Origin of the sequence: Paenisporosarcina antarctica, from assembly GCF_004367585.1 — a bacterium.
In the GTDB taxonomy this organism is placed as follows: Bacteria; Bacillota; Bacilli; order Bacillales_A; family Planococcaceae; genus Paenisporosarcina; species Paenisporosarcina antarctica.
In genome coordinates this window covers 1,668,177-1,692,213 of sequence record NZ_CP038015.1, presented here as the reverse complement: position 1 = coordinate 1,692,213, position 24,037 = coordinate 1,668,177, and the positions used below count along the sequence as shown (strand labels likewise).

At 35.0% G+C, this 24,037-nt stretch carries 22 protein-coding genes; 16 read left to right on the top strand and 6 right to left on the bottom strand.

What is annotated here, in order from left to right:
• The 8 genes from E2636_RS08490 to E2636_RS08455 all read left to right on the top strand — a co-directional run bounded on the left by E2636_RS08490 (window position 1) and on the right by E2636_RS08455 (window position 10,274).
• On the top strand, window positions 1–681 hold the full coding sequence (locus E2636_RS08490) for a response regulator transcription factor (RefSeq protein WP_134209817.1): 681 nt from the start codon (window positions 1–3) through the stop codon (window positions 679–681).
• Window positions 678–2,093 carry a sensor histidine kinase gene (locus E2636_RS08485; protein ID WP_134209816.1) on the top strand — a complete coding sequence of 472 codons (1,416 nt, stop codon included), beginning with the start codon at window positions 678–680 and terminating at the stop codon, window positions 2,091–2,093. The genes E2636_RS08490 and E2636_RS08485 overlap by 4 nt, the downstream gene beginning before the upstream one ends.
• A 221-nt stretch (window positions 2,094–2,314) precedes the next feature.
• Window positions 2,315–5,125, top strand: a complete 2,811-nt coding sequence (locus E2636_RS08480) for a 2-oxoglutarate dehydrogenase E1 component (protein WP_134209815.1) — start codon at window positions 2,315–2,317, stop codon at window positions 5,123–5,125.
• Window positions 5,126–5,154: 29 nt separating this feature from the next.
• Window positions 5,155–6,411: a 2-oxoglutarate dehydrogenase complex dihydrolipoyllysine-residue succinyltransferase gene (gene odhB, locus E2636_RS08475; protein WP_134209814.1), complete on the top strand. Its 1,257-nt coding sequence runs from the start codon at window positions 5,155–5,157 to the stop codon at window positions 6,409–6,411.
• Window positions 6,412–6,585: 174 nt separating this feature from the next.
• On the top strand, window positions 6,586–7,185 hold the full coding sequence (locus E2636_RS08470) for a DedA family protein (protein ID WP_134209813.1): 600 nt from the start codon (window positions 6,586–6,588) through the stop codon (window positions 7,183–7,185).
• A 75-nt stretch (window positions 7,186–7,260) separates the two neighbouring features.
• Window positions 7,261–7,458: a DUF6501 family protein gene (locus tag E2636_RS08465; protein WP_017378675.1), complete on the top strand. Its 198-nt coding sequence runs from the start codon at window positions 7,261–7,263 to the stop codon at window positions 7,456–7,458.
• A 43-nt stretch (window positions 7,459–7,501) separates the two neighbouring features.
• Window positions 7,502–8,371, top strand: a complete 870-nt coding sequence (locus tag E2636_RS08460; protein WP_134209812.1) for an ATP-binding protein — start codon at window positions 7,502–7,504, stop codon at window positions 8,369–8,371.
• Window positions 8,325–10,274 carry a vWA domain-containing protein gene (locus E2636_RS08455; protein ID WP_243840752.1) on the top strand — a complete coding sequence of 650 codons (1,950 nt, stop codon included), beginning with the start codon at window positions 8,325–8,327 and terminating at the stop codon, window positions 10,272–10,274. The genes E2636_RS08460 and E2636_RS08455 overlap by 47 nt, the downstream gene beginning before the upstream one ends.
• A gap of 65 nt (window positions 10,275–10,339) precedes the next feature.
• On the opposite strand, the gene E2636_RS08450 is transcribed toward E2636_RS08455, so the two are convergent.
• Window positions 10,340–11,527, bottom strand: a complete 1,188-nt coding sequence (locus tag E2636_RS08450; protein WP_134209810.1) for a toxic anion resistance protein — start codon at window positions 11,525–11,527, stop codon at window positions 10,340–10,342.
• Window positions 11,505–12,176: a 5-bromo-4-chloroindolyl phosphate hydrolysis family protein gene (locus E2636_RS08445; protein ID WP_134209809.1), complete on the bottom strand. Its 672-nt coding sequence runs from the start codon at window positions 12,174–12,176 to the stop codon at window positions 11,505–11,507. Before E2636_RS08445 ends, E2636_RS08450 begins: the two co-directional genes overlap by 23 nt.
• 229 nt (window positions 12,177–12,405) lie before the next feature.
• On the opposite strand from E2636_RS08445, the gene E2636_RS08440 reads away from it, so the two are divergent.
• Window positions 12,406–12,699: a DUF1033 family protein gene (locus E2636_RS08440; protein WP_134209808.1), complete on the top strand. Its 294-nt coding sequence runs from the start codon at window positions 12,406–12,408 to the stop codon at window positions 12,697–12,699.
• A 208-nt stretch (window positions 12,700–12,907) separates the two neighbouring features.
• Here the strand turns inward: E2636_RS08440 and E2636_RS08435 are convergent, their stop codons facing one another.
• Window positions 12,908–13,588: a hypothetical protein gene (locus tag E2636_RS08435; RefSeq protein ID WP_134209807.1), complete on the bottom strand. Its 681-nt coding sequence runs from the start codon at window positions 13,586–13,588 to the stop codon at window positions 12,908–12,910.
• A 102-nt stretch (window positions 13,589–13,690) separates the two neighbouring features.
• On the opposite strand from E2636_RS08435, the gene E2636_RS08430 reads away from it, so the two are divergent.
• A complete protein-coding gene (locus E2636_RS08430; RefSeq protein WP_134209806.1) occupies window positions 13,691–14,176 on the top strand; it encodes a YkvA family protein in 486 nt (161 codons plus the stop codon).
• 69 nt (window positions 14,177–14,245) lie between these two features.
• On the opposite strand, the gene E2636_RS08425 is transcribed toward E2636_RS08430, so the two are convergent.
• Window positions 14,246–15,853, bottom strand: a complete 1,608-nt coding sequence (locus tag E2636_RS08425) for an ABC-F family ATP-binding cassette domain-containing protein (RefSeq protein ID WP_134209805.1) — start codon at window positions 15,851–15,853, stop codon at window positions 14,246–14,248.
• A gap of 413 nt (window positions 15,854–16,266) precedes the next feature.
• On the opposite strand from E2636_RS08425, the gene E2636_RS08420 reads away from it, so the two are divergent.
• Window positions 16,267–17,553, top strand: a complete 1,287-nt coding sequence (locus E2636_RS08420; RefSeq protein WP_243840751.1) for a sensor domain-containing diguanylate cyclase — start codon at window positions 16,267–16,269, stop codon at window positions 17,551–17,553.
• 211 nt (window positions 17,554–17,764) lie between these two features.
• Window positions 17,765–18,934: an MFS transporter gene (locus E2636_RS08415; RefSeq protein WP_243840750.1), complete on the top strand. Its 1,170-nt coding sequence runs from the start codon at window positions 17,765–17,767 to the stop codon at window positions 18,932–18,934.
• 7 nt (window positions 18,935–18,941) lie between these two features.
• On the opposite strand, the gene msrA is transcribed toward E2636_RS08415, so the two are convergent.
• Window positions 18,942–19,460, bottom strand: a complete 519-nt coding sequence (gene msrA / locus E2636_RS08410) for a peptide-methionine (S)-S-oxide reductase MsrA (protein ID WP_134209802.1) — start codon at window positions 19,458–19,460, stop codon at window positions 18,942–18,944.
• Window positions 19,461–19,607: 147 nt separating this feature from the next.
• On the opposite strand from msrA, the gene E2636_RS08405 reads away from it, so the two are divergent.
• The 4 genes from E2636_RS08405 to E2636_RS08390 all read left to right on the top strand — a co-directional run bounded on the left by E2636_RS08405 (window position 19,608) and on the right by E2636_RS08390 (window position 23,459).
• The gene (locus E2636_RS08405) at window positions 19,608–20,567 is read left to right on the top strand and encodes an LCP family protein (protein ID WP_134209801.1); all 960 of its coding nucleotides are present in this window, start codon (window positions 19,608–19,610) and stop codon (window positions 20,565–20,567) included.
• 66 nt (window positions 20,568–20,633) lie between these two features.
• Window positions 20,634–21,824: an AI-2E family transporter gene (locus tag E2636_RS08400; RefSeq protein ID WP_134209800.1), complete on the top strand. Its 1,191-nt coding sequence runs from the start codon at window positions 20,634–20,636 to the stop codon at window positions 21,822–21,824.
• A 50-nt stretch (window positions 21,825–21,874) separates the two neighbouring features.
• On the top strand, window positions 21,875–22,291 hold the full coding sequence (locus E2636_RS08395; RefSeq protein WP_134209799.1) for a sporulation protein: 417 nt from the start codon (window positions 21,875–21,877) through the stop codon (window positions 22,289–22,291).
• A 325-nt stretch (window positions 22,292–22,616) separates the two neighbouring features.
• Window positions 22,617–23,459 (top strand): aldo/keto reductase, encoded by an 843-nt coding sequence (locus E2636_RS08390; protein ID WP_134209798.1) that lies wholly within the window; start codon window positions 22,617–22,619, stop codon window positions 23,457–23,459.
• A gap of 115 nt (window positions 23,460–23,574) precedes the next feature.
• On the opposite strand, the gene E2636_RS08385 is transcribed toward E2636_RS08390, so the two are convergent.
• On the bottom strand, window positions 23,575–23,823 hold the full coding sequence (locus E2636_RS08385; RefSeq protein ID WP_134209797.1) for a hypothetical protein: 249 nt from the start codon (window positions 23,821–23,823) through the stop codon (window positions 23,575–23,577).
• Window positions 23,824–24,037 lie beyond the last annotated feature (214 nt).

Below are 24,037 nucleotides of genomic sequence, written 5' to 3'. Positions count from 1 at the left end.
ATGCGTACCCCTAACCGCGTGTTACTTGTAGAAGATGAAAAGAATATTGCCCGTTTTATTGAATTGGAATTGTGTCACGAAGATTTTGATGTGGTACATCATATATCTGGCAGAGAAGGATTAAAAGCGGCAAAGGATCAGAACTTTGATGTGGTTTTACTAGATGTCATGTTGCCTGAGTTAAATGGAATTGAAGTATGTCGACGGATTCGCTTATTTTCACAATTACCCATTATATTAATAACAGCTAGGGACGCTATAGTTGATCGTGTCGCTGGACTTGATGCAGGTGCTGATGATTACATAGTGAAACCGTTTGCTATTGAAGAACTATTAGCCAGAATACGTTCTGTACTGAGAAGAACAAACAGACTTAATGATGTGATAACCCGACTAGAATTTAAAGATATTACTATTGATACGGATGCTCATCTTGTTGAAATAAATAATAAAGCTCTAGAATTAACGAAAACTGAGTATGATTTACTAGTCTTTTTAATTCAACATAAAAATCATGTTGTTACACGAAACTTAATTTTGGAAAATGTCTGGGGATATTTAGTAGACATCGAAACAAATGTCGTAGATGTCTACATACGCCATTTGCGTTCAAAGTTACCTCGAGAATCTGCAAATTATATTGAAACGGTTAGAGGTGTTGGATATGTGATGCGTCAATGAATCCAATAATTTGGTGGAAGCGATTAATTGCATCTCAATCATTAAAAAAGAAATGGGCGTTTAGTTCGGCAACAGTTATTTTCTTGAGTTTTGCCACTATGAGTATCATCCTCTTTATCGCCTTAAAAGGATGGTTGTATCAACAAGAAGAACAAGAAGTGAATCGAACAATGGTAGATTTAATGACATTCTTTGAATCCCAAGGTCATTTTTTAACTGTTCAGGATATTCAAGCAAATACTGGATTAATGACGTCAATTGTAAATAAAAATCAAACGATTCGATTGTTAAATATTGATGGAATTGAGATACTACGAATTAATAAGACTTCTACTTTTCAACCTTTTAATTCAATCGATTTTCCAAGAAAAGGTTATTTAATAAATACTGGAGATTCTTCCTCCATAACAGCTGTCGGCATTGTAAAGCTTGGACGATTTAATGGATATGTCCAACTCGAACATCCACTAAAATCTTTTCAATCGATTATCACTTATATATTAACTGCCATGTTGCTTTTTAGTTTATGTTCCTTACTATTATCGGGATGGATTGGTTATATTCTGGCTAGTTATTTATTAAAACCTCTTCAAGATTTAAAGGTTACGATGGATGATGTCGTTGCCCATGGTTTTGAAAAAGATTTAACGATTTCTTATGATGCTAAGGATGAAATTGGTGAATTAATTGACGTATATGCAAGTATGATGGCTAAGTTGAAGTCTTCCTTTGAACAGCAACAACAATTTATTGCTGATGCATCTCACGAACTAAGGACTCCTATACAGGTTGTAGAAGGGCATCTTGCATTACTAAACAGATGGGGCAAATATGATCCTGTAGTTCTAGATGAGTCGCTCGGAATATCTTTACGTGAAGTAAATCAAATGAAAACTTTAATTGATGAAATGCTAGAACTTGCTCGTGGGGAACAAATAAAAGAACGTCCACCTACAAATATTGTGGAGTATACAATTGAAGTAATTAAAGAACTAAGTCAAATACATCCATCCGCATACATTGAACATATTCTTCCTGCAAGAATGGAAATGGAAGTACTCATTTCATCAAATGCGTATCAGCAAATTATCCGCAACATCTTGAGTAATGCTATTCGTTATAGTAAGAGTCCAGCACACGTTTGCATTTCCTATAAAAAAACACCACTTGAAATCATCGTTAACGTCAAAGATCATGGGATTGGGATTGCGCCACAACATGTTTTGAAGATATTCGACCGATTTTATCGAGTTGACCCTGTTCGAACTCGAAACTTAGGTGGAAGTGGATTAGGATTAAGCATTGTAAAAATGCTAATTGAAAATGCAAGTGGATCAATTCACGTAATAAGTGAAGAAGGGAAAGGGTCAACTTTTACAATGGTTTTTCCCTTATTATTTGAAGATTTATAGTCTAAATATCGGATTATTTCGACATAACGCATATAATTGCTTAATTTGTTTGAAAAGCATTGTATTTTCTAAGGAAAGTAGTAAAATTGAAATGAAAAAAATGTTCTGAGTTTCGTCACGTTCGATTCCTTTTATAACGGGAGGGAACGTGATAAAATAGTATAGATTGTATAAAGGGAAAATAGGAAATACTGCTTGAAAAAATTTGGAGGGTATTCTAAATGTCGAAAAACGGGACACCGATTGGTTCACCATGGACTAAACTTTCAGGTCCAAACTTAGGATATGTATTAGAAATGTACGATTTGTTTATTGAGTCACCAGAATCAGTCGATGAGGATCTTGGTGCACTATTTAAAGAATTTGGCTCACCATCAGTAGTGAATGAAAATGTTGCTGAAATCTCAGCAATTCAACATGTGGAACCAAATAACTTTGAGAAAGTATTAGCAGCTGTTCAATTAGCAGATGCAATTCGATCTCATGGTCATTTAGCTGCGGATATTTATCCGTTAAATGATCGCCCAAAAGATTTCACAAGAATGGACCCTTCTTCATACGGATTATCAGAAGCTGACCTATTAGAGATTCCAGCTTCTTTGTTAATGAAAAATGTACCAAGCAATATTCAAAATGGGTTACAAGCGATCGAGCAATTAAAATCATTTTATACAGATAAAATTGCTTATGAGTTTGCCCATATTATTAATCCACAAGAACGTCAATGGATTCAATCAAAAATTGAGTCTTCATCTATGAAAGTAGCTTTCTCTAAAGATGAACGTAAAGTATTACTTACACGTTTATCTAAGATTGAGGGTTTTGAAAAATTCATTCACCGTACATTTGTTGGTGCTAAACGATTCTCAATTGAGGGACTAGATACATTAGTCGTATTCCTTGATGAATTAATTCGTCAATCTGAAAATAAACAAACTAAAGAAATATTAATTGGTATGGCTCATCGAGGGCGTTTAAACGTCTTAACACATGTAATTAACAAACCATACGACATGATGTTTGCAGATTTTGCACATGTTCCAAATGAGTCGTTCTTGCCAAAAGATAATTCACTCGAGATTACAACAGGCTGGTATGGTGATGTGAAATACCACATGGGTGCTACTCACACAGCTAAATCAGGTTTGAAGGTGAAACTAGCTTATAACCCCTCTCACTTGGAAGTTGTTAGTCCAATTGTGACTGGACAAACTCGTTCCGCACAAGAAGATACATCTAAAACAGGTGTACCTGTTCAAAATGCAAAAGCAGCCTATTCCGTATTAATTCACGGAGATGCCGCTTTCCCAGGTCAAGGTATTGTAGCAGAGACGTTTAACTATAGCCGTGTCCGTGGATATCAAACTGGGGGATCAATTCATATCATTGCAAACAACATGATTGGTTTTACGACAGAATATTATGATTCACGTTCTACTCACTATTCGTCAGATACTGCAAAGGGATTTGAAGTACCCGTTATTCATGTAAATGCAGATGATGTTGAAGCAGTTATTGCAGTCGCTCGACTAGCATTCGAATATCGTGAACAATTCGGTAAAGACATCTTAATAGACTTAATGGGTTACCGTCGTTTTGGACATAATGAAATGGATGAGCCTTTGGTTACTAATCCAACGATGTACCATGCAATTCATAAACATCCAACGGTCCGTGAATTGTATAGTAAGCAATTAGTGTCAGATAATGTCCTTACAGAAACAGAAGTAAAGAATATACAAAGTGACATTCAAAAAACGATGCAAAATTCTTACGATCAAGTGAAAGAATTGCCTGAAAATAAGCTTCAAGACATCATTATTCCTGAAGTAGTGTTAAATGGATATCCCGAAGTTCAAACAGGGGTAGAAGAAGAGACACTTGTTAAAATGAATGCAGAGTTATTATCTTGGCCTGCAGAATTTGCAGCATTTACGAAACTTGAAAAAATACTTAAACGTCGTGAAGAGCCTTTTAAAGGAAAAGGAAAAATCGATTGGGCTCATGCAGAAACATTGGCGATAGGCTCGATATTACAAGATGGAAATCCTGTTCGGTTGACTGGTCAAGATGCACAACGTGGAACTTTTGCCCATAGACATGTTGTCTTACATGATGAGAAAACGGGAGCTGAACTTGTTCCACTTCACCATATATCGGGTGCAAATGCTTCATTTGTCGTTTATAATACTCCATTAACTGAATCTGCAGTTCTAGGTTATGAATTTGGCTATAATTTAGAAAATGAAAAAGCCTTAGTTATTTGGGAAGCCCAATATGGAGATTTCGCTAACATGGCGCAAGTCATGTTTGACCAATTTATTTCTTCTTCCCGCTCAAAATGGGGTCAAAAATCTGGATTAGTAATGTTACTTCCACATGGTTCCGAAGGTCAAGGAGCAGAACACTCAAGTGCTCGTTTAGAAAGATACTTGCAAATGGCAGGGGAGAATAACTGGACTGTTGCGAACCTTTCCAGTGCTGCGAACTATTTCCATATATTACGTAGACAGGCTAAAATGCTTGGTGATGAGACGATGAGACCTTTAATTATCATGGCGCCAAAATCATTGCTACGTCATCCACAAGTAGGGGCAAAAGTAGCAGATTTGACAACTGGCCAGTTTGAAACCATCTTAGAACAACCAGGTCTTGGAAAGCAGCCTAAAAAAGTCGAACGTATTTTACTTGCTAGTGGGAAAATGGCCATTGATTTAGCTGATAAGGTAAAGGATGGAACTGATTTTGATCATCTTCACATTATTCGAGTTGAACAGTTGTATCCATTCCCTTCTGAAAAAATTCAAGCGGTTGTTGAACGTTTCCCGAATGCGAAAGAAATTGCTTGGGTACAAGAAGAACCACAAAACATGGGTTCATGGACATTTGCAGATCCATATTTGCGTGATTTAGCTGGTGGGAAGAATGTACGTTATATTGGACGTGTTAAACGTTCAAGTCCAGCTGAGGGCGATGGAGAAGCACATAAAATGGAGCAATCTCGCATTATTACAGAAGCGGTTTCACGTTAAAGATCGATTGATTAGAGGAGGAAAATATAGTGGCAGAAATTAAAGTACCTGAATTAGCAGAGTCAATTACAGAAGGAACGATAGCACAATGGTTAAAGCAACCAGGTGAAACAGTTGAAAAAGGTGAATTCATCGTTGAACTGGAAACAGATAAAGTAAACGTTGAAGTTATTTCTGAAGAAGCAGGAGTAGTTCAAGAATTACTAGCTGCTGAGGGTGATACTGTTCAAGTTGGTCAAGTGATTGCAGTTGTCGGCGAAGGTTCTGGAAACGGTAGCACAACTAATAATCCAGTTGAAGCAGACCCTGCAGAAGCAGATGCACCTGTTAAAAAAGTGCAAGAAGCACCCACTCAACAGATGACTTCTGCTCCAGTGGCTAAAGAAGAATCATCTTCAATAGATCGCACGATTGCAAGTCCCGCAGCACGCAAATTAGCGCGTGAAAAAGGCATTGATTTAACAGCGGTTTCGACTGTTGATCCGATGGGACGTGTACGTGTACAAGACGTTGACGCACATTCAAATGCACCGAAACAAGCACCTGCTGCTCCGGCTGCAGCTACTGTTGCTCCAAAAGCTGAAGATAGTAGAGTGAAACGCGAGAAAATGTCTCGTCGTCGTCAAACAATCGCTAAACGTTTATTAGAAGTGAAACAATCAACCGCAATGTTAACCACTTTTAATGAAATAGATATGACCAATGTGATGGCTCTGCGCTCTCGTAAAAAAGATAAATTCTTTGAAGTTCATGATGTTCGTTTAGGATTTATGTCATTTTTCACGAAAGCAGTTACATCGGCATTGAAAAAATATCCTTACGTAAATGCAGAACTTGATGGAGACGAAGTTCTTTTGAAACAGTTCTATGATATAGGAATTGCTGTTTCTACTGAAGAAGGTTTAGTTGTGCCAATAGTTCGTGATACAAATCATAAAAACTTTGCTGAAATTGAAGCAAATATTGGTGAGTTAGCGAAAAAAGCGCGTGACAAAAAACTTCAAATTGCAGACATGACAGGTGGATCTTTTACAATTACAAATGGTGGCGTATTTGGTTCTCTTATGTCTACTCCAATATTAAATGGAACACAAGTTGGAATTCTTGGAATGCATACTATTCAAAAACGTCCAGTTGCCATCGGTGACGAAGTTCAAATTCGTCCTATGATGTATGTAGCTCTATCATATGATCATCGTGTAATTGACGGGAAAGATTCAGTAGGATTCCTGAAAACGATTAAAGAACTTATCGAAAACCCTGAAGATTTACTATTAGAGTCTTAATAAGAAAAGTGCATTGTACATTCTTTCTACTCGCCGAATAGAGTAAATGTCTAAAAACCTTAACGATAGTTTTATTCTTTATACTCGTTGGTATAAAAAACAGCTTCGCATTTGCGAAGCTGTCTTTTTTTTGGCAAAATAGAAGAAACGAATAATAGAAAGTAGTTGAAGAAAGTGGATCTTACAATTTTAATTGAACTTGTACAAAAGTTTGGATATTTTAGTATGTTTCTCTTCAACTGGCTCCTATTATTTGGATTACCTATCCCAAATGAAGTCGCTGCATCATTTACAGGAGTGCTAACGGAAATTAAGGATTTTAATCCTATCTACGCTTTTATTTCCGCCTATCTTGGATTAGTTAGCGCGACTTTTTTTGCCTATACTATCGGGCGACTATTAGGTCCAAGATTGATTAATAGGCTAAATAGAACAAGACTTAAAAAACCCATACACGCGTTTAGTAAATATTTAGAAAGACGAGGAAATATTGCTATAGGTTTAAGTTTCTTTTTACCAGGATTTCGATGGGCTATGCCTTATGTAGTCGGTGCAAATAAATTTCCATTAAAACTATTTTTGAAATACTCGATTCTTCCAAGCTTTATTTGGATGATGATTTATTTTCAGTTAGGTCGTACGTTTCCATATGCTTATAAACTTATGTTAGATAATCTCCAACTTTTTTTAATTAGTTTATCTCTATTAATTGTTAGTATATTTGTTATCCGTTATTTAATCATTCAGTGGAAAATGAAAAAGAGAACAAGCTAAATATCCCATCTATTGATTAACCGATTCAGCTTGTTTATACTAGATGTAGATTATAGAAAAGAGGGCATATACATCATGATTCATAACCATTGGAAAGAATCCATAACGATTAAGACGGTTACTTGTAAACATACAAATGCAGCAAAATTCTCAGTATCAAATGTTTTAACTTCAGGTAAAAACTATGAAGTAAAAAATGAAACAGAAGAATTCATTTTTGTTATTGATAACACTGGTCACATTGGTGGCTATTATAAAGAATATTTTGAATAACCGATGACTTTTGCGTCGGTTATTTTTAATTGGAGGGTTAACTTTGAGGGTACAATCCATCATCGAAAAGTCACAAACAAAACGAATAGAAAGAAAACATACGATAGACCACGCAGTATTAATTGGAAAAGGGGGCTATGTATCTCCACTAGAACATTTATGGGAAGACCTATTACTTAGTGTTGTGTTGCAAAAAAATATCTTACTAAAAGGTCCCTCTGGATCTGGTAAGACGAAATTAGCCGAATCCATATCTTCTCTTTTTGAACAACCGATGCATAGTATTAATTGTTCTGTTGATTTAGATGCTGAAGCACTTCTTGGATTTAAAACATTGATTCAAGATAATGGACAGACTGCTATCGACTTTGTGGAAGGTCCTGTTATCCAAGCTATGAGATACGGTCATATATTATATATCGATGAAATAAATATGGCGAAACCTGAAACTTTACCTATTCTTCACAGCGTGCTCGATCACAGACGAATGCTTACAAATCCTTATACCGGAGAAGTTTTACAAGCACATGAAGATTTCACAGTAATTGCTGCAATTAATGAAGGTTACATTGGAACAACGCCATTAAATGAAGCCTTGAAAAATCGATTTATTTCTTTTTCTATTCCTTATTTAACAGGCGAACCACTTCGTGCACTATTCGTACGAGAATTCCCAGAAGCTAAACCGTCACTTATAAATACAATGCTTAGTCTTGCTGAAGATACATTTATTCAAGTCCAGAATGGATTACTAAGCGAGGAAGCAGCTTCCATTCGTAGTTTGCTTGATGCAACAGAACTTGCTCAATATATTGACCCAAAACGAGCAATTCGTTATGCAATTGCAGAAAAATTAGAAGACGAAAGTGAAAAAGCGTTGGTCATGGAACTTGCGAATACTTGGCTTAAGTGAGGTGTGTAAAGTGTCATCTGTCAATCGATTTATTCAATTCAATAATGAAACGATAAACGCCAAACACATGATTCAGTTAGAACAATTAGCTAGGGCGTTAAGTCGTAGTCCTTACTTAACATTGACTGTACGAAAGCTGATGGAATTCCGACCAAAAGAAGGAGCTATATCTATAAGTCATTTTTGGAAACATCGTGACTCTGACATAGAAAAAAAAGGGCAATTGTCTGATTTATATTTACTTACGGCTGGATTTTGGAGATATTTTGATTTATCAGCATGGAATCGATATAAAGAGGAAGTGAACCATCTACCAATCAGAGAGTTTGCCTTACAGCTAGCTATGAGTGCAGAAGAGTTTAGACTTTCTAATTTAATTAGACACCAACGTCCGGGAACTGAAACAGCATTTGTCGTACGTGAAGATGTGTATTCAATCTTTCATGAACAACAAATGACTGTAAATTTTAATAAAGGATTCATAAGTGATAGTCTATTTAGTTTTTTGTATATAGCGCTTCGAAAAGGTTCACACATAACATTGTTAGTAGATGAATATCCTATCTATTTCAAAAGAATTCTTTCAAAATGGCAGTTTGTTTTTGATTCGAAGAGTACAGCAGATAGTTGCCAAATTTGTTTAGATATTCTGTATGCTCTTGAAGAAGAGCTGACGAAAGATTTAACTCATACATTCGTTTCACTTCACGAAAACTTACAGGAGACAGTTTATGAAGATAAAAACAAGCGTCAAATTGAGCAGGAGAATTCAGATAATTCTCCATCTAGTGAATCAATTGAAGAAATGTTTAGAACATGGCATCGAGAAAATAAAAAGCAACAAGGACCTCATCTTGAATTTGAATTGACAAAAGGCAATAAAGGGAAGATAAATGATGGGCGTATAGAAGAGGGCGACGAATCAAACGAAATTGATAACGAGGGAACAGGTACGTCTACATCAAATAAAAAAAGTAAACAATTAGGGGAAGTCAACGGAAAGACTGATAAGAAACGAACAAAACAATCAGGAGAACGATTCGGTGATGAACATCAAAATGTAACGTTCGAAGAAAAGAAAATTAATCTACGAACCGATTCTAACGTGAAAGAAAATATTGGGATCATTCGTTTACAACAAAAACCTTTAGTTAAAGCATTTACAAAAGAAATTCGCAAACGAATAGATCAAAAGCAGGAAAGCAAACGAACACGTTTATCAAAAGGAAGATTAACCCCAAATCTGACCTCTTTAATAACGGATCAAAGGCCAAAACCTTTTTACAAAAAAAATAATCCATCGCTCCCAATGGATGCTGTATTTGGTCTTTTAGTAGATAGTTCAGCTTCGATGATTGATAAAATGGAAGAGACGAAAAAAGCAGTGCTCTTATTCCATGATGTATTGAGAAATTTAGGGATTCGACATGATATTGTTTCTTATTTTGAAGATGCCTACGAAGCATCTGAAAACGAACAGCCAAACACGTTTTTATTTTGTCATCAAGTTGAAGATGGTGTAAAAGATCACTCTGAAGCGATTTTTTCATTGGATGCTCATGAAGATAATCGAGACGGGTTAGCCATTCGTTGGATGGCAGAACGACTTTATAGTCGAAGCGAGAAGCATAAATTCATCTTGTTTTTTTCTGATGGAGAACCGTCTGCATATGGTTATGCGGCGAATGGGATTATCGATACAGCTGAGGCCGTTATTGAAGTAGAGAAAAAGGGAATTCACATCCTTCATTTGTTTTTAAGTTCTGAAGAACCAGTAGAAGAGCAATTACAATTATTTCAAATGATGTTTGGTTCAAAAACAGCTACCGCGAAAAATGTTGATGAATTCACCACCCAAACGTTGAGATTGCTACGTCGTATGCTATATCTGGTTGTTAAATAATACGATTGGGAAGATAACTTTAGGTTTATCATGCAAATAAACTTACTACATATAAAAAACCATCCTCAAGTATGAGGACGGTTTTCTTGTTCTTGATGAACGATTAAGAGTCGCTGTTTTAACTGTTCTTCCATACGCGAAATTTCTACTTCAGCTGCTTTTCGTTTTACACGTCCATCTGCTTGAATGCGCAATGTCTCTTCAATCGTTTGTAGCAAATTTTCTTGCGTTTGTTTCAAGGTATCAATCTCTACAATGCCACGCTCGTTTTCTTTAGCTGTTTCAATACTATTCATTTTCAGCATTTCTGAGTTTTTCAAGAGTAAATCATTCGTGGTTCTAGTCACTTGTTTTTGTGATGCCACTGCTTTCATTTGACGATTTAGTGTTAAAGCAATTGCAATTTGATTCTTCCATAAAGGAATTGCCGTCATGATAGACGATTGAATTTTCTCAGCTAACGTCTGATTGGTTTGTTGAATCATACGGATTTGTGGAGCGCTTTGTATTGTAATTTGGCGGGAGAGTTGTAAATCATATAAGCGTTTTTCTAAACGGTCTAAAAACTGGGCCATATCATTTACTTCTTGATAAGCCATTTGATCAGATGAAGCTTCAGCTTTTTTACGCATCGCAGGGATTGTTTCATTGAGAATTTCATCACGTTTTATTTCAGCTGCTGCAATGTATACATTTAATGCTTGGAAATAGGCTTTATTTTGATCATACAACTTATCTAACATATGAACATCTTCAATTAATCCTCTTTTAGAGTGTTCTAGTTGGATACCAATACGATCGATTTGTGTACTTAGTTTTTGATATTTAGTCATAATTTCTTGAACAGAGCGAGAAACTTTTCCAAATAACCGTTTAATGCCTGATTTTTTTTTGTTTGTTAATTCATCAGGATTTAATTGTCCAAGCTTGTCCATTAAATCCTTTAGAATATCTCCTACAGGTCCAATATCATTCTTTTGAACATGATCAAGCATTTGATGAGAGAAGCCCGAAAGTTCTGTTTGTGCATTTGCTCCAAAAGAAAGAATTGCTTCATAATTTCCTGCAGGAAGCTGAGAAGCAATTTCTTGTGCTTTTTGTCTTTCTTCTTTTGATAGTCGATCTACTATTTTCACTGGCAACTGTTCATTGATAGGGTCTTGATTCATCTTTTGTGGTGTTGAATCAAAAGGTGCGTTTAGTAAATCATCTAAAGTTCTTGTTTGACTATTAACCGGTTGATTTTCGGTCATCTTGTAATTCTCCTTTCAACAGTAGGGGAGTTTCATGTTTTTTAAGTGAAATTTTGGCGAAATCTAGTTCCATTTTTAAATGTTCAATATCTGAAGACAGAACTTGACGCAAGTCTTTCTCCATTACTTGATTAAGCTCAAGCAGTGTGTCGCGAGTATCTTGTAAAGCAATTTGTACATCAAGTGCTTTCACCGGCTGAGAAACAAGTAATGTATATTTAGACGTAAGTTCAACTGCCGTATCGAGGTGAGCATAAAAAAAACTTTCAACTTGATAAAATTTGCTCGGATTAGTTTTAACAATTTGGAAAATACGTTTTGAAAGGTTATTCATTTCAAAAAGTTGTTTAAAAGCTCGTATTGAACGTACTTTCAAATAATATCCATTTAATTGTTTAAGTTTTATTTTAGCTTCCTTTAACTGAAGTTTAATATGTCGATACTCTGTGAAGGTCAATCCAAACTTTGAAACGATAATACGTGATTGGACCATTTTAATGAGCTGATTGCTAATGGCGTAAGTACCAATTGATAAAAGTCCTGCAAGTGCGAAATGAACGGCTAATCCTGATTGTAATGCTGTCCAACTTCCGATAAATATAGGAATACTCAGCAAATGTCGAACGAAAAAGTACTTTACTTCGATCATGTTGCAACCCTCCTTTAGAGTTCTTATCTAATACATACGATTGGCATGAGAAAAGGTTTCACCTGTACACTTAACTTATATTATTTTAGTGGACTTATCAATCATTTCGATTTTTTTAGTGTTGGTAACAATGAGAATTTTTCATTCAAGAATAGGCAAATAAGTAGACGTTGAAACTTCTTTTGTTAAAATGAAGATAAGGTATATTTAGAAAAGGATGAATTGTATTTTGAATGAAATTATTTATATGAAAGCTGGATATGAACCATGGTGGATGTTCTCGGGTTGGGAAGAGACCATTATTGAAAAACAGGTATTTTCAACTGACGCGGAAGCGATAGCTTATTTAGAATCATTATTGACTAAATTCAGAAAGATTTATCCACATGAAGCTCAGCAAAAAGGATCTTATTGGGCTTTCTGGACCGAAGAAGAGCAAGAATTTTGCGAAGCATGCGATGATGATTTACAAACATACCATGGTATTTTGTGGCTAAAAGATGGAAGACCTATTCAATACTAAAACAACAATACTAGATTAGATTACCCAATTAAAAAAATTAGTAATTGGCACTATTGTTTGTCTATTGAGTATGTGATTTTGAGGTGCATTATAATCTAAAGTATAAAATCTAATATAGACATGTAAAAGAGGCACCCCTGATTCGGATGCCTCTCTTTTTTCAAAAAAATAATACTTCTATCTAAAGTTTTTTTGAATTAAACGTTTTTTATTCTACCGATTCAAGAGTTGACGTCACGCTAAATTCGATTTCATCATCACTCATAATAAATTCGCGTTTTATCTCACCAAAATTAGAAACAAAATACTTACGCTGGATTGCTCCACTTTCATCGGTCTTTTCCAAAAGAATACCTTTTTCAAAAGTTTGATAAGGTGTGGCAATTGTTTGATTGATACTGATGATCATCCAATCATCAAATGATTTACCTTCTTCTAAAGGAAGTTGAAGAAGAGTAGAGAGCTTAGGTAGCGTTCTTAATTCCTCATCAGACGGATTAAATTTGTCGTAAAACTCGCCTTCTTCTTTTATTAAATCAATTGATTCTTCTGTTATTCGATAAGTTCGCAATACTGTAGTTCCACCATTGTCTTCGTAAACGGAAACAGAGTTTTCATTATGCCATTGTGTACGAGCTCGATAACTTGCATATTCATTTCCATCGCCCAAGTAATTAGCAACCGCTCCGTCCTCCATAAAGAAATTTGATAGGTCAACCATTTCTTTTTCTGGTTCTTCTACTTTTTTTTCAGTATCTTCGACAACTTTATTTGTGTCTTCAGTTATAGCATCCGGCTTATCAGCAGAAGAGTCTTTATCAGTAACTGTATTACATGAAGTGATGAGTAACAGCACTATAAATAACACACTACCTTTTAATAATTTCATATCGGTGACCCTCCAGTTAATCGTATACAAGTATAGACGTTTTTTACGTTAAAAAGTTTCAAAATTCAGTTTTAATAATTGTAAGTTGTAAGGGGGATTAACATGACTAAAATAGAATTAACAGAAAAATTACCTAGTATTCAAAAACAACAAGACTTTTATGTGAAGATTCGCAATAAAATCACTTCCTATTTAAATACCCGGGCAGGGAGTGTAAGCAAATTTGCTCCATATTTGCTATTCGCACCAGATTTATTCCATTTACTAACAAGAACATTATTAGACAATCGCATTGATGGAAAAAGCAAAGTCTTAATAGGTAGCGGTATCTTGTACTTTATTGCACCTTTCGATTTTATTTCTGAAGGGTTGATTGGTCCAGGTGGATTTATGGACGATATTATTGTTACTACATTTATTGTGAATATGCTACTAAATAAATATTCTGCAACTATTTTAGAAGAACATTGGGTAGGAGATCAAAAGTTACTTGATGTGTTAAGAAAAACTTTAAAAATAAGTGATAGAATTCTTAGTAAATTGCCATCAAAATCTCTCCTTGGACGATTTATGAAAAATTCAAAATAAAAAGTCCGAAGGGGACAATTACCCTTCGGACTTTCTTTATGTGGAGCTTTTCAATTTTCTGGATTATTTTTAATTTTTAATTCCTTGAGAATCTTTCCACTCTAAAAATTGATCAAATGATAACTCTTTGTCAAGTATTGAACCATCTGGCATAATTTCAATCACACGATTGGCAATCGTGTGAATAAACTGATGGTCATGAGAAGTAAATATCATAGCACCTTTGAAGGTAATCAACCCGTTATTAACAGCTTGAATTGATTCTAAGTCTAAATGGTTAGTTGGCTCATCTAAAAGAAGTACATTAGCATTTGCAAGCATCATTCTTGATAACATACAACGTACTTTTTCACCACCAGATAGAACTGAAGGTTTTTTCTTCACTTCTTCTCCAGAGAACAACATACGTCCTAAGAACCCGCGTAAAAAAGTTTCACTTTCATCATCAGGAGAATACTGACGTAACCAATCTACTAGAGATAATTCATTTCCAGTAAAGTATTCACTGTAATCGATCGGGAAGTAAGAGCGTGTGGTGGTTACCCCCCAACGAATCGATCCTTCACTTGGTTCAACTTCTTCAGCTAACACACGAAGTAATGTTGATTTAGCAATTGGATCACCGATCAAAATGATTTTATCATCTTTATTAACGGAAAAATGTACGTCATCAAATAATTTTTTACCTTCACGTTCCATTGAAATCCCTGAAGCAGTTAAAACATCGTTCCCAATGTCGCGGCCCATTTGAAAGTTTACGTAAGGATATTTACGTGATGAAGGTCGAATATCATCTAATTCAATTTTATCTAACGTTTTCTTACGAGAAGTTGCTTGCTTTGATTTCGAAGCATTAGCACTAAATCGTGCAATAAACGCTTGAAGTTCTTTAATTTTTTCTTCTTTTTTAGTATTTTGGTCTTGAGACAATTTAAGCGCTAGTTGGCTTGATTCATACCAGAAGTCATAGTTTCCTATATAAACTTGAATCTTCCCGAAATCAAGGTCAGCAATATGCGTACATACTTTGTTTAGAAAGTGTCGGTCATGGGATACAACGATAACCGTGTTGGAAAAGTTAATTAAAAATTCTTCTAACCATTGGATTGCCTTTAAGTCTAAATGGTTAGTTGGCTCATCGAGTAATAAGACATCTGGTTTACCAAATAAAGCTTGCGCCAGTAATACTTTTACTTTTTCTGAACCAGTTAAGTCAGCCATTTTTTTTGATAAAGATTCATCGCCAATTCCTAAGCCCTGTAAAAGAATGGCAGCATCAGATTCTGCTTCCCATCCATTCATATCTGCAAACTCACCTTCTAGTTCTGCAGCACGCATACCATCTTCATCAGAAAAATTTTCTTTCATATAAATAGCATTTTTTTCATTCATAACTTCGTACAAACGTTTATGACCCATCATCACTGTTTCTAATACTTCAAACTCTTCATATTCAAAGTGATCTTGTTTTAAGACAGCTAAACGTTCGTCAGGATCCATGATGACATTTCCTTCTTGTGTTTCGATATCACCTGATAAAATTTTAATGAAAGTTGACTTTCCAGCACCATTAGCACCTATTAATCCGTAACAGTTTCCTGGGTTGAATCTTATATTAACGTCTTCGAATAGCTTACGATCTCCGAAGCGTAAACTTACATTACTTACAGCAATCATGTTTGAACCTCCTATATTTTTCACAATGCTTCAATTATAGCATAAATAGGTGTAAGAGTGCTCGATTTTTTAAGTGGAAACTATCCTTGATTCAAGATATAATATTTGTATGAGCGAAACGTATCATCCGTATTTCCTTAAAACAAGCAGAAATAAGAGGACCTGCTAATTTTAATGGAGAAGATTTATTCCTTCAGTTTTCTAAAATACATATGTAAAAATATCTGGTATAACAGCAGTTATCAAATGACTGAGTAGAGACGCTAGAAATTGGTATTCTTTAAATCAAGTAGCCGAAATCTGTGTATTCAGTTATACTAGTGTCATAAGTCAGGTGGGATTTAGTGGGTAATATGGAATATTCTTTTGTAGAACCATTTCAGGAAATGACTTGGAATGGCCCTATAATATTTATGCACTGGAAAATAGATGAAGAGAATAAAGTGGTCGATCAAATAACTCCAAATGTTGAGCGAATTTTCGGGTACACTCCTGAAGATATTATTACTGGCAATGTACCTATATTATCGATTATATTTGAAGAAGATAGAGACAAGTTTCGGGCCGCTATGGTTCAACGAATTGCGTCCCAAAGCCCTTGGGAATCTTCTTATCGAATTTATGCGAAAAATGGAGATATCCGCTTTATTAAATCCTATACATATTTAAAGCAAGATAATATTACGAGCAAAATCTCAAATTTTTCTTTTCTTTTTGATCAAACTGAAATTAAACAAGAAATAAATATGCATATATCTCTCGAGCATCAATGGGCAACAGCTATAGACAGTGCGAGGGAGGGCGTCTGGGACTGGGATTTGGAAAAGAATGATGTATTTTTCTCGAAACATTGGAAAAGTATGCTCGGATATGAAGAACATGAATTACCTAACCAATTAATCGAGTGGAGAAAACGAATTCACCCATTGGATGTTGAAAAAGTGAATGAGGTCATCGAAGAACATATTCGAAATGACTCTGTTTTTTTTGAAAGTGAACATCGTTTACGACACTCAGACGGAACCTATCGTTGGATTTTAGATAGAGGGAAAGCCGTAAAACGCGATGAGTATGGGGTGGCGTTACGTATGATTGGTACTCACGTTGATATTACAGAAAGAAAAGAAACAGAATATCAGCTGCAACAACGGAATAAAGAATTAGAACATTTAGTGGATCAAGTGAAAGAGTTATCTATTACGGATCCTTTAACATCCTTATATAATCGACGTAAAATGATTGATGAAATTAAAAAAGCTCAACATCAACTTGAAAAAAATAGGCAGCCCTTCACAATAGCAATCTTAGATCTAGACTATTTTAAAAATATTAATGATCAATATGGGCATACTTTTGGTGACATCGCCCTTCAAACTTTTTCCAATTTATTGAAAAGGCAAATACCTAGCCCGAATATTGTTGCAAGATGGGGTGGGGAAGAATTTATGCTACTGTTTCATAATAAAAATGGTATAGAAACACAACGGCAATTACTGTCTCTCCAAGCATGTTGCAATGATGAGTTATTAAAATATCGTATGGATTCAGTGAAATTGTCGTTTTCTGCTGGAATATGCGAAGTCACTGAACATCAATCGCGAGAAGTTATTATCAAGAACGCTGACCAAGCAATGTATTTAGCTAAATCACTTGGTCGCAATCAAATTAATCTATATAAGGAAGGACTTCCAGTTGTGTAAATGGAAGCCTTTTTTAACGTAGCCGAGATTCAACTTAAGAACATTATGTTGAAATATACGGTTAAACTAATGTACAAAACTAATTATGAAACACATGTTCCGCAATTCGATATTTGTCATTATATCATTGTGGTCAGACGTCTGATATGGTTTACTTAATAAAGAACTATCATAAATAAAGGACTGTGAAATTATGAATTCTCAAAAATCAATGACATCATTATTATTCGCAATTTTCTTAATTGCATTAAATCTACGACCAGCTGTTACATCTATCGGTCCATTGTTAGATACTATTCGTAATGATTTGAATTTAACGAACAGTGAAGTGAGCTTATTAACTGCGGTTCCAGTTATTTGTATGGGATTATTTGCTCCACTAGCTGTGCATTGGTTAAACAAGTTTGGACAGAGACGTGGAATATCCTTATTAATTGGTATCATTGGTATTCTTACACTCATCCGTGCTTGGTTAAATGATTACATTTCACTTTTAGTGACAGCTTTTGTTATTGGAGTAGCGATTGCAATTATAGGTCCCATAATATCCTCATTAATAAAAGAAAAATTCCCTACTCGAACTGCCTCTGCAATCGGCATCTATTCTTTAGGAATGGGTGCAGGCGCAACTCTGAGTGCTGGATTAACTGGTGTTTTATATGTTTGGATAGGAGAGAAATGGGAGTTCGCTTTAGCCTTTTGGTCTACTTTAGCTTTACTTGCTTATTTAGTATGGTTTGTTGCTATGAAACCGCAACAAGAAGAACCACTAAACATAAAACGACAACAACAAGTTGTTTTTCGTTCACCGTGGTCTAATAAAAGAGCCTGGCTCATTTTATTGTTCTTTGGTTTCCAAGCTTCATTATTCTTCTCCTTAATGACATGGCTTGCATCTGCAGCAAGTGAATTAGGGTTTAGTCTTATTGAAGCTGGATCTGTAATTAGTGTTTTGACAGTAGCGCAAATATTTGCTAATATCTCCATTCCACTACTACTTGAAAAATTTCCGAATCGCTCTTTTTGGATTTATTTTTCGCTCTTCCTTGGCACAATTGGTCTTATCCTTTTATTAACAGGAAGTGTTACGCTGATTTGGCCAGCCTCGATTCTCTTAGGTTTGACGTTAGGCGGATTATTCCCACTTGCTCTATTGTTACCACTTGACGAAACAACTGATGCGAAAGAAGCAAATTCATGGACGGCGATGGTTCAAACTGGAGGATTCATCATGGGGGGGATGGTTCCTCTCGCAATTGGTATCTTATATGATTGGAGCGGGACGCATCAAAATACGTATTTAGTCATGCTCGGATTAATTGTAGGAATGTTTATCGTCACTCTTTTATTAAATAAAAAAACCTTGCAAATGCAAGGCTAATAACAAACTATTTCTCCCAATTTTCTTGGATAAATTCATCACGGCCGGATAACGCGCGATCTTCTGCGTAATTTTCCGGTTCTTTTTTATAATAATCTTGGTGATAATCTTCTGCGACATAGAAAGTTTGTGCTGGACGAATAGGTGTAACAATCGGTTTTGTGAATCGTCCACTTGCAGCAAGTAATCGTTTCGAGTTAATTGCTTTTTCCAATTGCTCATCAGAATGTGTGAATATAGCTGTTTTATATGAATCTCCTCGATCTTGGAATTGCCCCCCGTCATCAGTCGGGTCAATTTGTTGCCAAAAAATCTCAAGCAATTGATCATATGTAAAAATAGATGAATCAAACTGAATTTGTACTGCTTCCAAATGGCCTGAATCTCCTTTTTTAACATCTTCATATGTTGGATTTTTAACATGTCCACCCATATAACCGGAAACAACCGATTCAATGCCTTCCCATTGATCAAAAGGCTTAACCATACACCAAAAACACCCACCAGCAAATGTAGCTTTATTCATTTCAAAAACCCCTTCCAAACTCTGCATAAATCGTATTGTAGCACTTGCATGATCAGTGCTCAACAACTATGATTGAGAAAGTGAAAAACGCAACTTATTTGGTCTCATTTCGTTCTATTATTCGTAAGTAAAAAAGGGGGAAGCGTTATGGAAGAGCAAGGTCCAAATCGTCGGTCCATGAAAAAGAAAAGAAAATTGCGCTTTGGCCGTTTCTTTATGACTATTACATTCCTTTTACTCATTGGATTAGTTGTCTTCTCTATTTTTCAGTATAAAGCCGGAAAAGATTTAGCTTCTACTAAAGATCAAAAAGATATTAAATTCACAGGTGATTCGCTAGATGTGAAGAATTCCTCAATTCAGAATGTATTGGTACTTGGAGCAGATATTAGTGAAAGTGGAATATCGCGTTCAGATACAATGATGCTCGTTTCGTGGAACAAAGAAACAGACGAAGTAAACATAGTGTCTTTTATGCGAGATATTTATGCCTCAATTCCAGGTGGATATAAACCACAAAAGTTAAATGTAGCGTATTCGTTAGGCGGCGTTCAACTATTAAAAGATACAATTTCAAGTATGTTTGGTGTCCCCATTCATCATTATGCATTAATCGATTTTGAGAGTTTTGAGTCTTTAGTTGATATTGTTGCACCAAGTGGCGTTACAATTGATGTTGAGAAAGCGATGTCGGAGAAAATTGGTGTATCGCTTGAACAGGGTGTTCAACAGTTAAATGGACAAGAACTTTTGGGCTATGCAAGATTTCGAGCTGATGAAGAAGGCGATTTTGGTAGAGTCGCTAGACAACAAAAAGTTATGGAGGCACTTAAAGAAGAAGTGCTTAGTCCTTTAAATGCTTTTTATTACCCTAAATTTGCTGGTGCAATTCAAGGTTATGTTCAGACTGATTACTCGACAACTGAAGAAATCAAACATGTCCTAAGTCTAGGGTTTAGTGGGGGAGTAAATATTAACAAACTGACTATTCCTATAGAAAAAAGTTATGATTTCAGTTCTTTTCCAGGTGTAGGATCTGTAATTGAAATAAATGTCGATAAAAATAAGCAAGCTTTAAGCGAATTTCTCGGAATGCGATTACGTTGATTCACTGTTGATCGATGTATTCTTCCTGAACTAAAAGAATTGAGAAATTGAAAGTGAGGAAATGCTATGCAACAAGGAAAAACTTCCTTTTTTTCTACTAGATTCATTCAGTTTCTAGGTGGGAAGAATACGCTCTTTTTATTGATATTACTTTTTCTTATTGGGTTAATTATTTGGATTTTTGATGTTGTTTCATTTGTTTTTTACCCTTTACAAGTACTGTTAGCAAATGTTGTCTTGCCAGTTATTCTCGCCACAATTGCATATTACTTGTTGCGACCATTATTGCGTAAGTTAATTCAATTCAAAGTGCCCAAAGTATGGGCGATTATCATTATATTCTTAGTGTTAACTGGATTAATTACATTGTTAATTGTGCTAGTATTCCCATTTTTAAAAGCACAATTAACAAATTTAGTTCAAGAGTTCCCTGAATATTTCAAGCAACTTGTAATATCTATTGATGCATTTTTACGTAATTCTATCTTTTCAAGTTATTATTTAAATTTAGAATTTGATGTTAATACATTAATGGAACAAATTCCCGAAGACATTGGGAATATCTTGCAAGAAACAGTCGGTGGGGTAGCTAGTGGAATCGGGAAAGTAATATCTACATTAACTGGTCTAATTTTAGCTATCGTTACAGTTCCATTTATCTTATTTTATTTACTTAAAGATGGTGAGAGGTTACCACAATATATTCTTAATCTATTACCTCCACGCATGCGTGAAGATACGCATCAAGTAATGAAGGAAGCTGATAAACAAATCAGTGCTTATATACAAGGTCAAATTTTAGTTTCCATGTGTATTGGTACAATGGTTTTCATAGGCTTTCTAATTATAGGTATGGATTATGCGTTGCTTTTGGGTGTGTTGGCTATGATTACAAGTGTCGTCCCGTATTTAGGTCCCATAATCGCCATTGCACCAGCGGCTGTTATTGCCATTGTTACTTCTCCTTTTATGTTAGCTAAATTAGCAATAGTATGGACTGTCGTGCAATTAGTTGAAGGGAAATTTATTTCTCCCCAAATCATGGGTAAATCACTACATATACATCCAATTACGATAATCTTTGTATTATTGACGGCAGGTTCGCTATTTGGAGTTCCTGGCGTAATTTTAGGAATTCCGGGATATGCTTTACTAAAAGTATTAGTAAATCATATGTACATGTTATTTAAAAGACGTTACAATCGTCATGAAACAACACTTAATAATCACTTTGAACCCTCCAACTTAGAAGATTAAATAAGATAAAGTAAATTTAGAAGTTTTATGATGACAAGGAGGATAAATAGATGTTTGAGAAATTTTTATCGACTATAGGAATAGGTACAATGAAAGTAGATACTATTGTCGACCAGCCTAAACTTGCGCATGGGGATACTCTTTCTGGAACAATTTACATAGCTGGAGGTCAAAGTGATCAAGTAATTGAGTTTATTAACCTGGAAGTGTTTAAAAGGACTGAAGGTTATCGAGAAGATAGTGATTTCGATATGACAGAAGATTGTATTGCCAAACATAAGATTGAAATGATCGGTTCGGTGAAATCAAAAGAAACACGTATGGTTCCTTTTGAACTAATGCCAGATGAGCGCTGGGACTGTAAAGACGACAATATAAAACTTTATCTTCGAACTTCTGTCCATATTACAAACGCAGTAGACGTTCATGATGAAGATGGATTTGTATACGCTAAAGATTTAGATTAAAGATAATAAATAGAGATAAAGCCTTTTCTTAGAAATAAGAACTGGCTTTTTTTATAGAATATTAAACTTGCGTTATGCAATTAAATGATAAGTATAATATATGCAGTATGCAAATGATATTAATTGGTTGTATATTACAAGTAAATAAAAGCTTAATTATATGCAAAATGCAACTATTTTATTAATGTTGATTTAATAGGTTTTAAGCTATATTCTCTACTAATTTGAATATCTAGAAGTTCTTTTTATTGAAGTCACAAGTGAAAAAAGAGAGAATAGAAAAGAATAAAAGATAACAGATAATGAAAAAGGAGAATTTCATACTATGCCAAATAATTTACAAGCAACTACGACATTACATAACGGCGTTAAAATGCCATGGGTAGGACTGGGCGTTTATAAAGTAAAAGAAGGTTCAGAAGTTGTGGCAGCTGTCAAAACAGCTATTAAACAAGGGTATCGTAGCATCGATACCGCAGCAATTTATAAGAATGAAGAAGGTGTAGGCGAAGGAATACGTGAAGGTATAAAAGAAGCTGGTATTTCTCGAGAAGATTTATTTATTACATCAAAAGTATGGAATGAAGATTTCGGTTATGAAGCTACAATAGAAGCGTATGAGACGAGTTTAAAGAAACTAGGGTTACATTATTTAGATTTATACTTAATTCATTGGCCAGTAGAAGGTAAATATTTAGACACATGGAAGGCATTAGAAACACTCTATATAGAAAATCGTGTGAAATCGATTGGCGTTAGTAATTTCCAAATACATCATCTAGAAGATGTTATGAAATACGCAAAGATTATTCCAATGGTGAATCAAGTTGAATTTCATCCGAAATTATCACAAGTAGAGCTTCTTTCTTATTGTAAACTTCATAATATACAACTTGAAGCATGGTCACCACTCATGCAAGGTCAACTACTTGAAGATCCAAAACTGATAGAAATTGCCAAGTCACATAACAAATCGGTCGCGCAAGTTATTTTGAGATGGGATATACAAAATGGGGTAGTTACCATACCCAAATCAATACAAAATCATCGTATTATTGAAAATTCATCTATTTTTGATTTCACCTTATCATCAGACGAATTAAAGCAAATTGCAGCTTTAAATGATAATAAACGCGTAGGTCCAGACCCTGATAACTTCGATTTTTAGACTTCTCAATTAAACACCGCTCACATAACTTGAGCGGTGTTTAATATTTATCCACAAAAAGTAAAAAGATTCATAAGGCAGCATCAATTAAATTATTTATACACAAAATTTCGGCTTACCAAAGAAATGCAGTAGCTAGAATAACCCCAGTGATCGCACCAAGTGCAATGCCATAGCCGAATCCACGATATCCTCCATAGTAACCATAGCCATAACCACAGAGACTTCCAGTAGGACGAATCCAAACCGTGTGTCTATTTATTCTAGTAATTTCCCCCACATGAACCCTACCATCACTACAAGTAATTCTCACAGTTTGACCATGATATCTACAGCATAGATTATACACATTAGATTGAGACATTTTTATCCCCCTTTCAAACAAATTTACATACAAGTATGTTCTATTAATTTATGTAGCAAATTATTATTAATAGTAGACAAACGTCTAAAGTTGGATTAATTAGTTTTAAGTTCATTTCATATAGTAATAAGTAATAGTGGTGTATTAAAAGCATATATTAAATAACAAGCAGAAAAACTATCAACGTACAATAACTAAACTAGAAAAGGGTGAA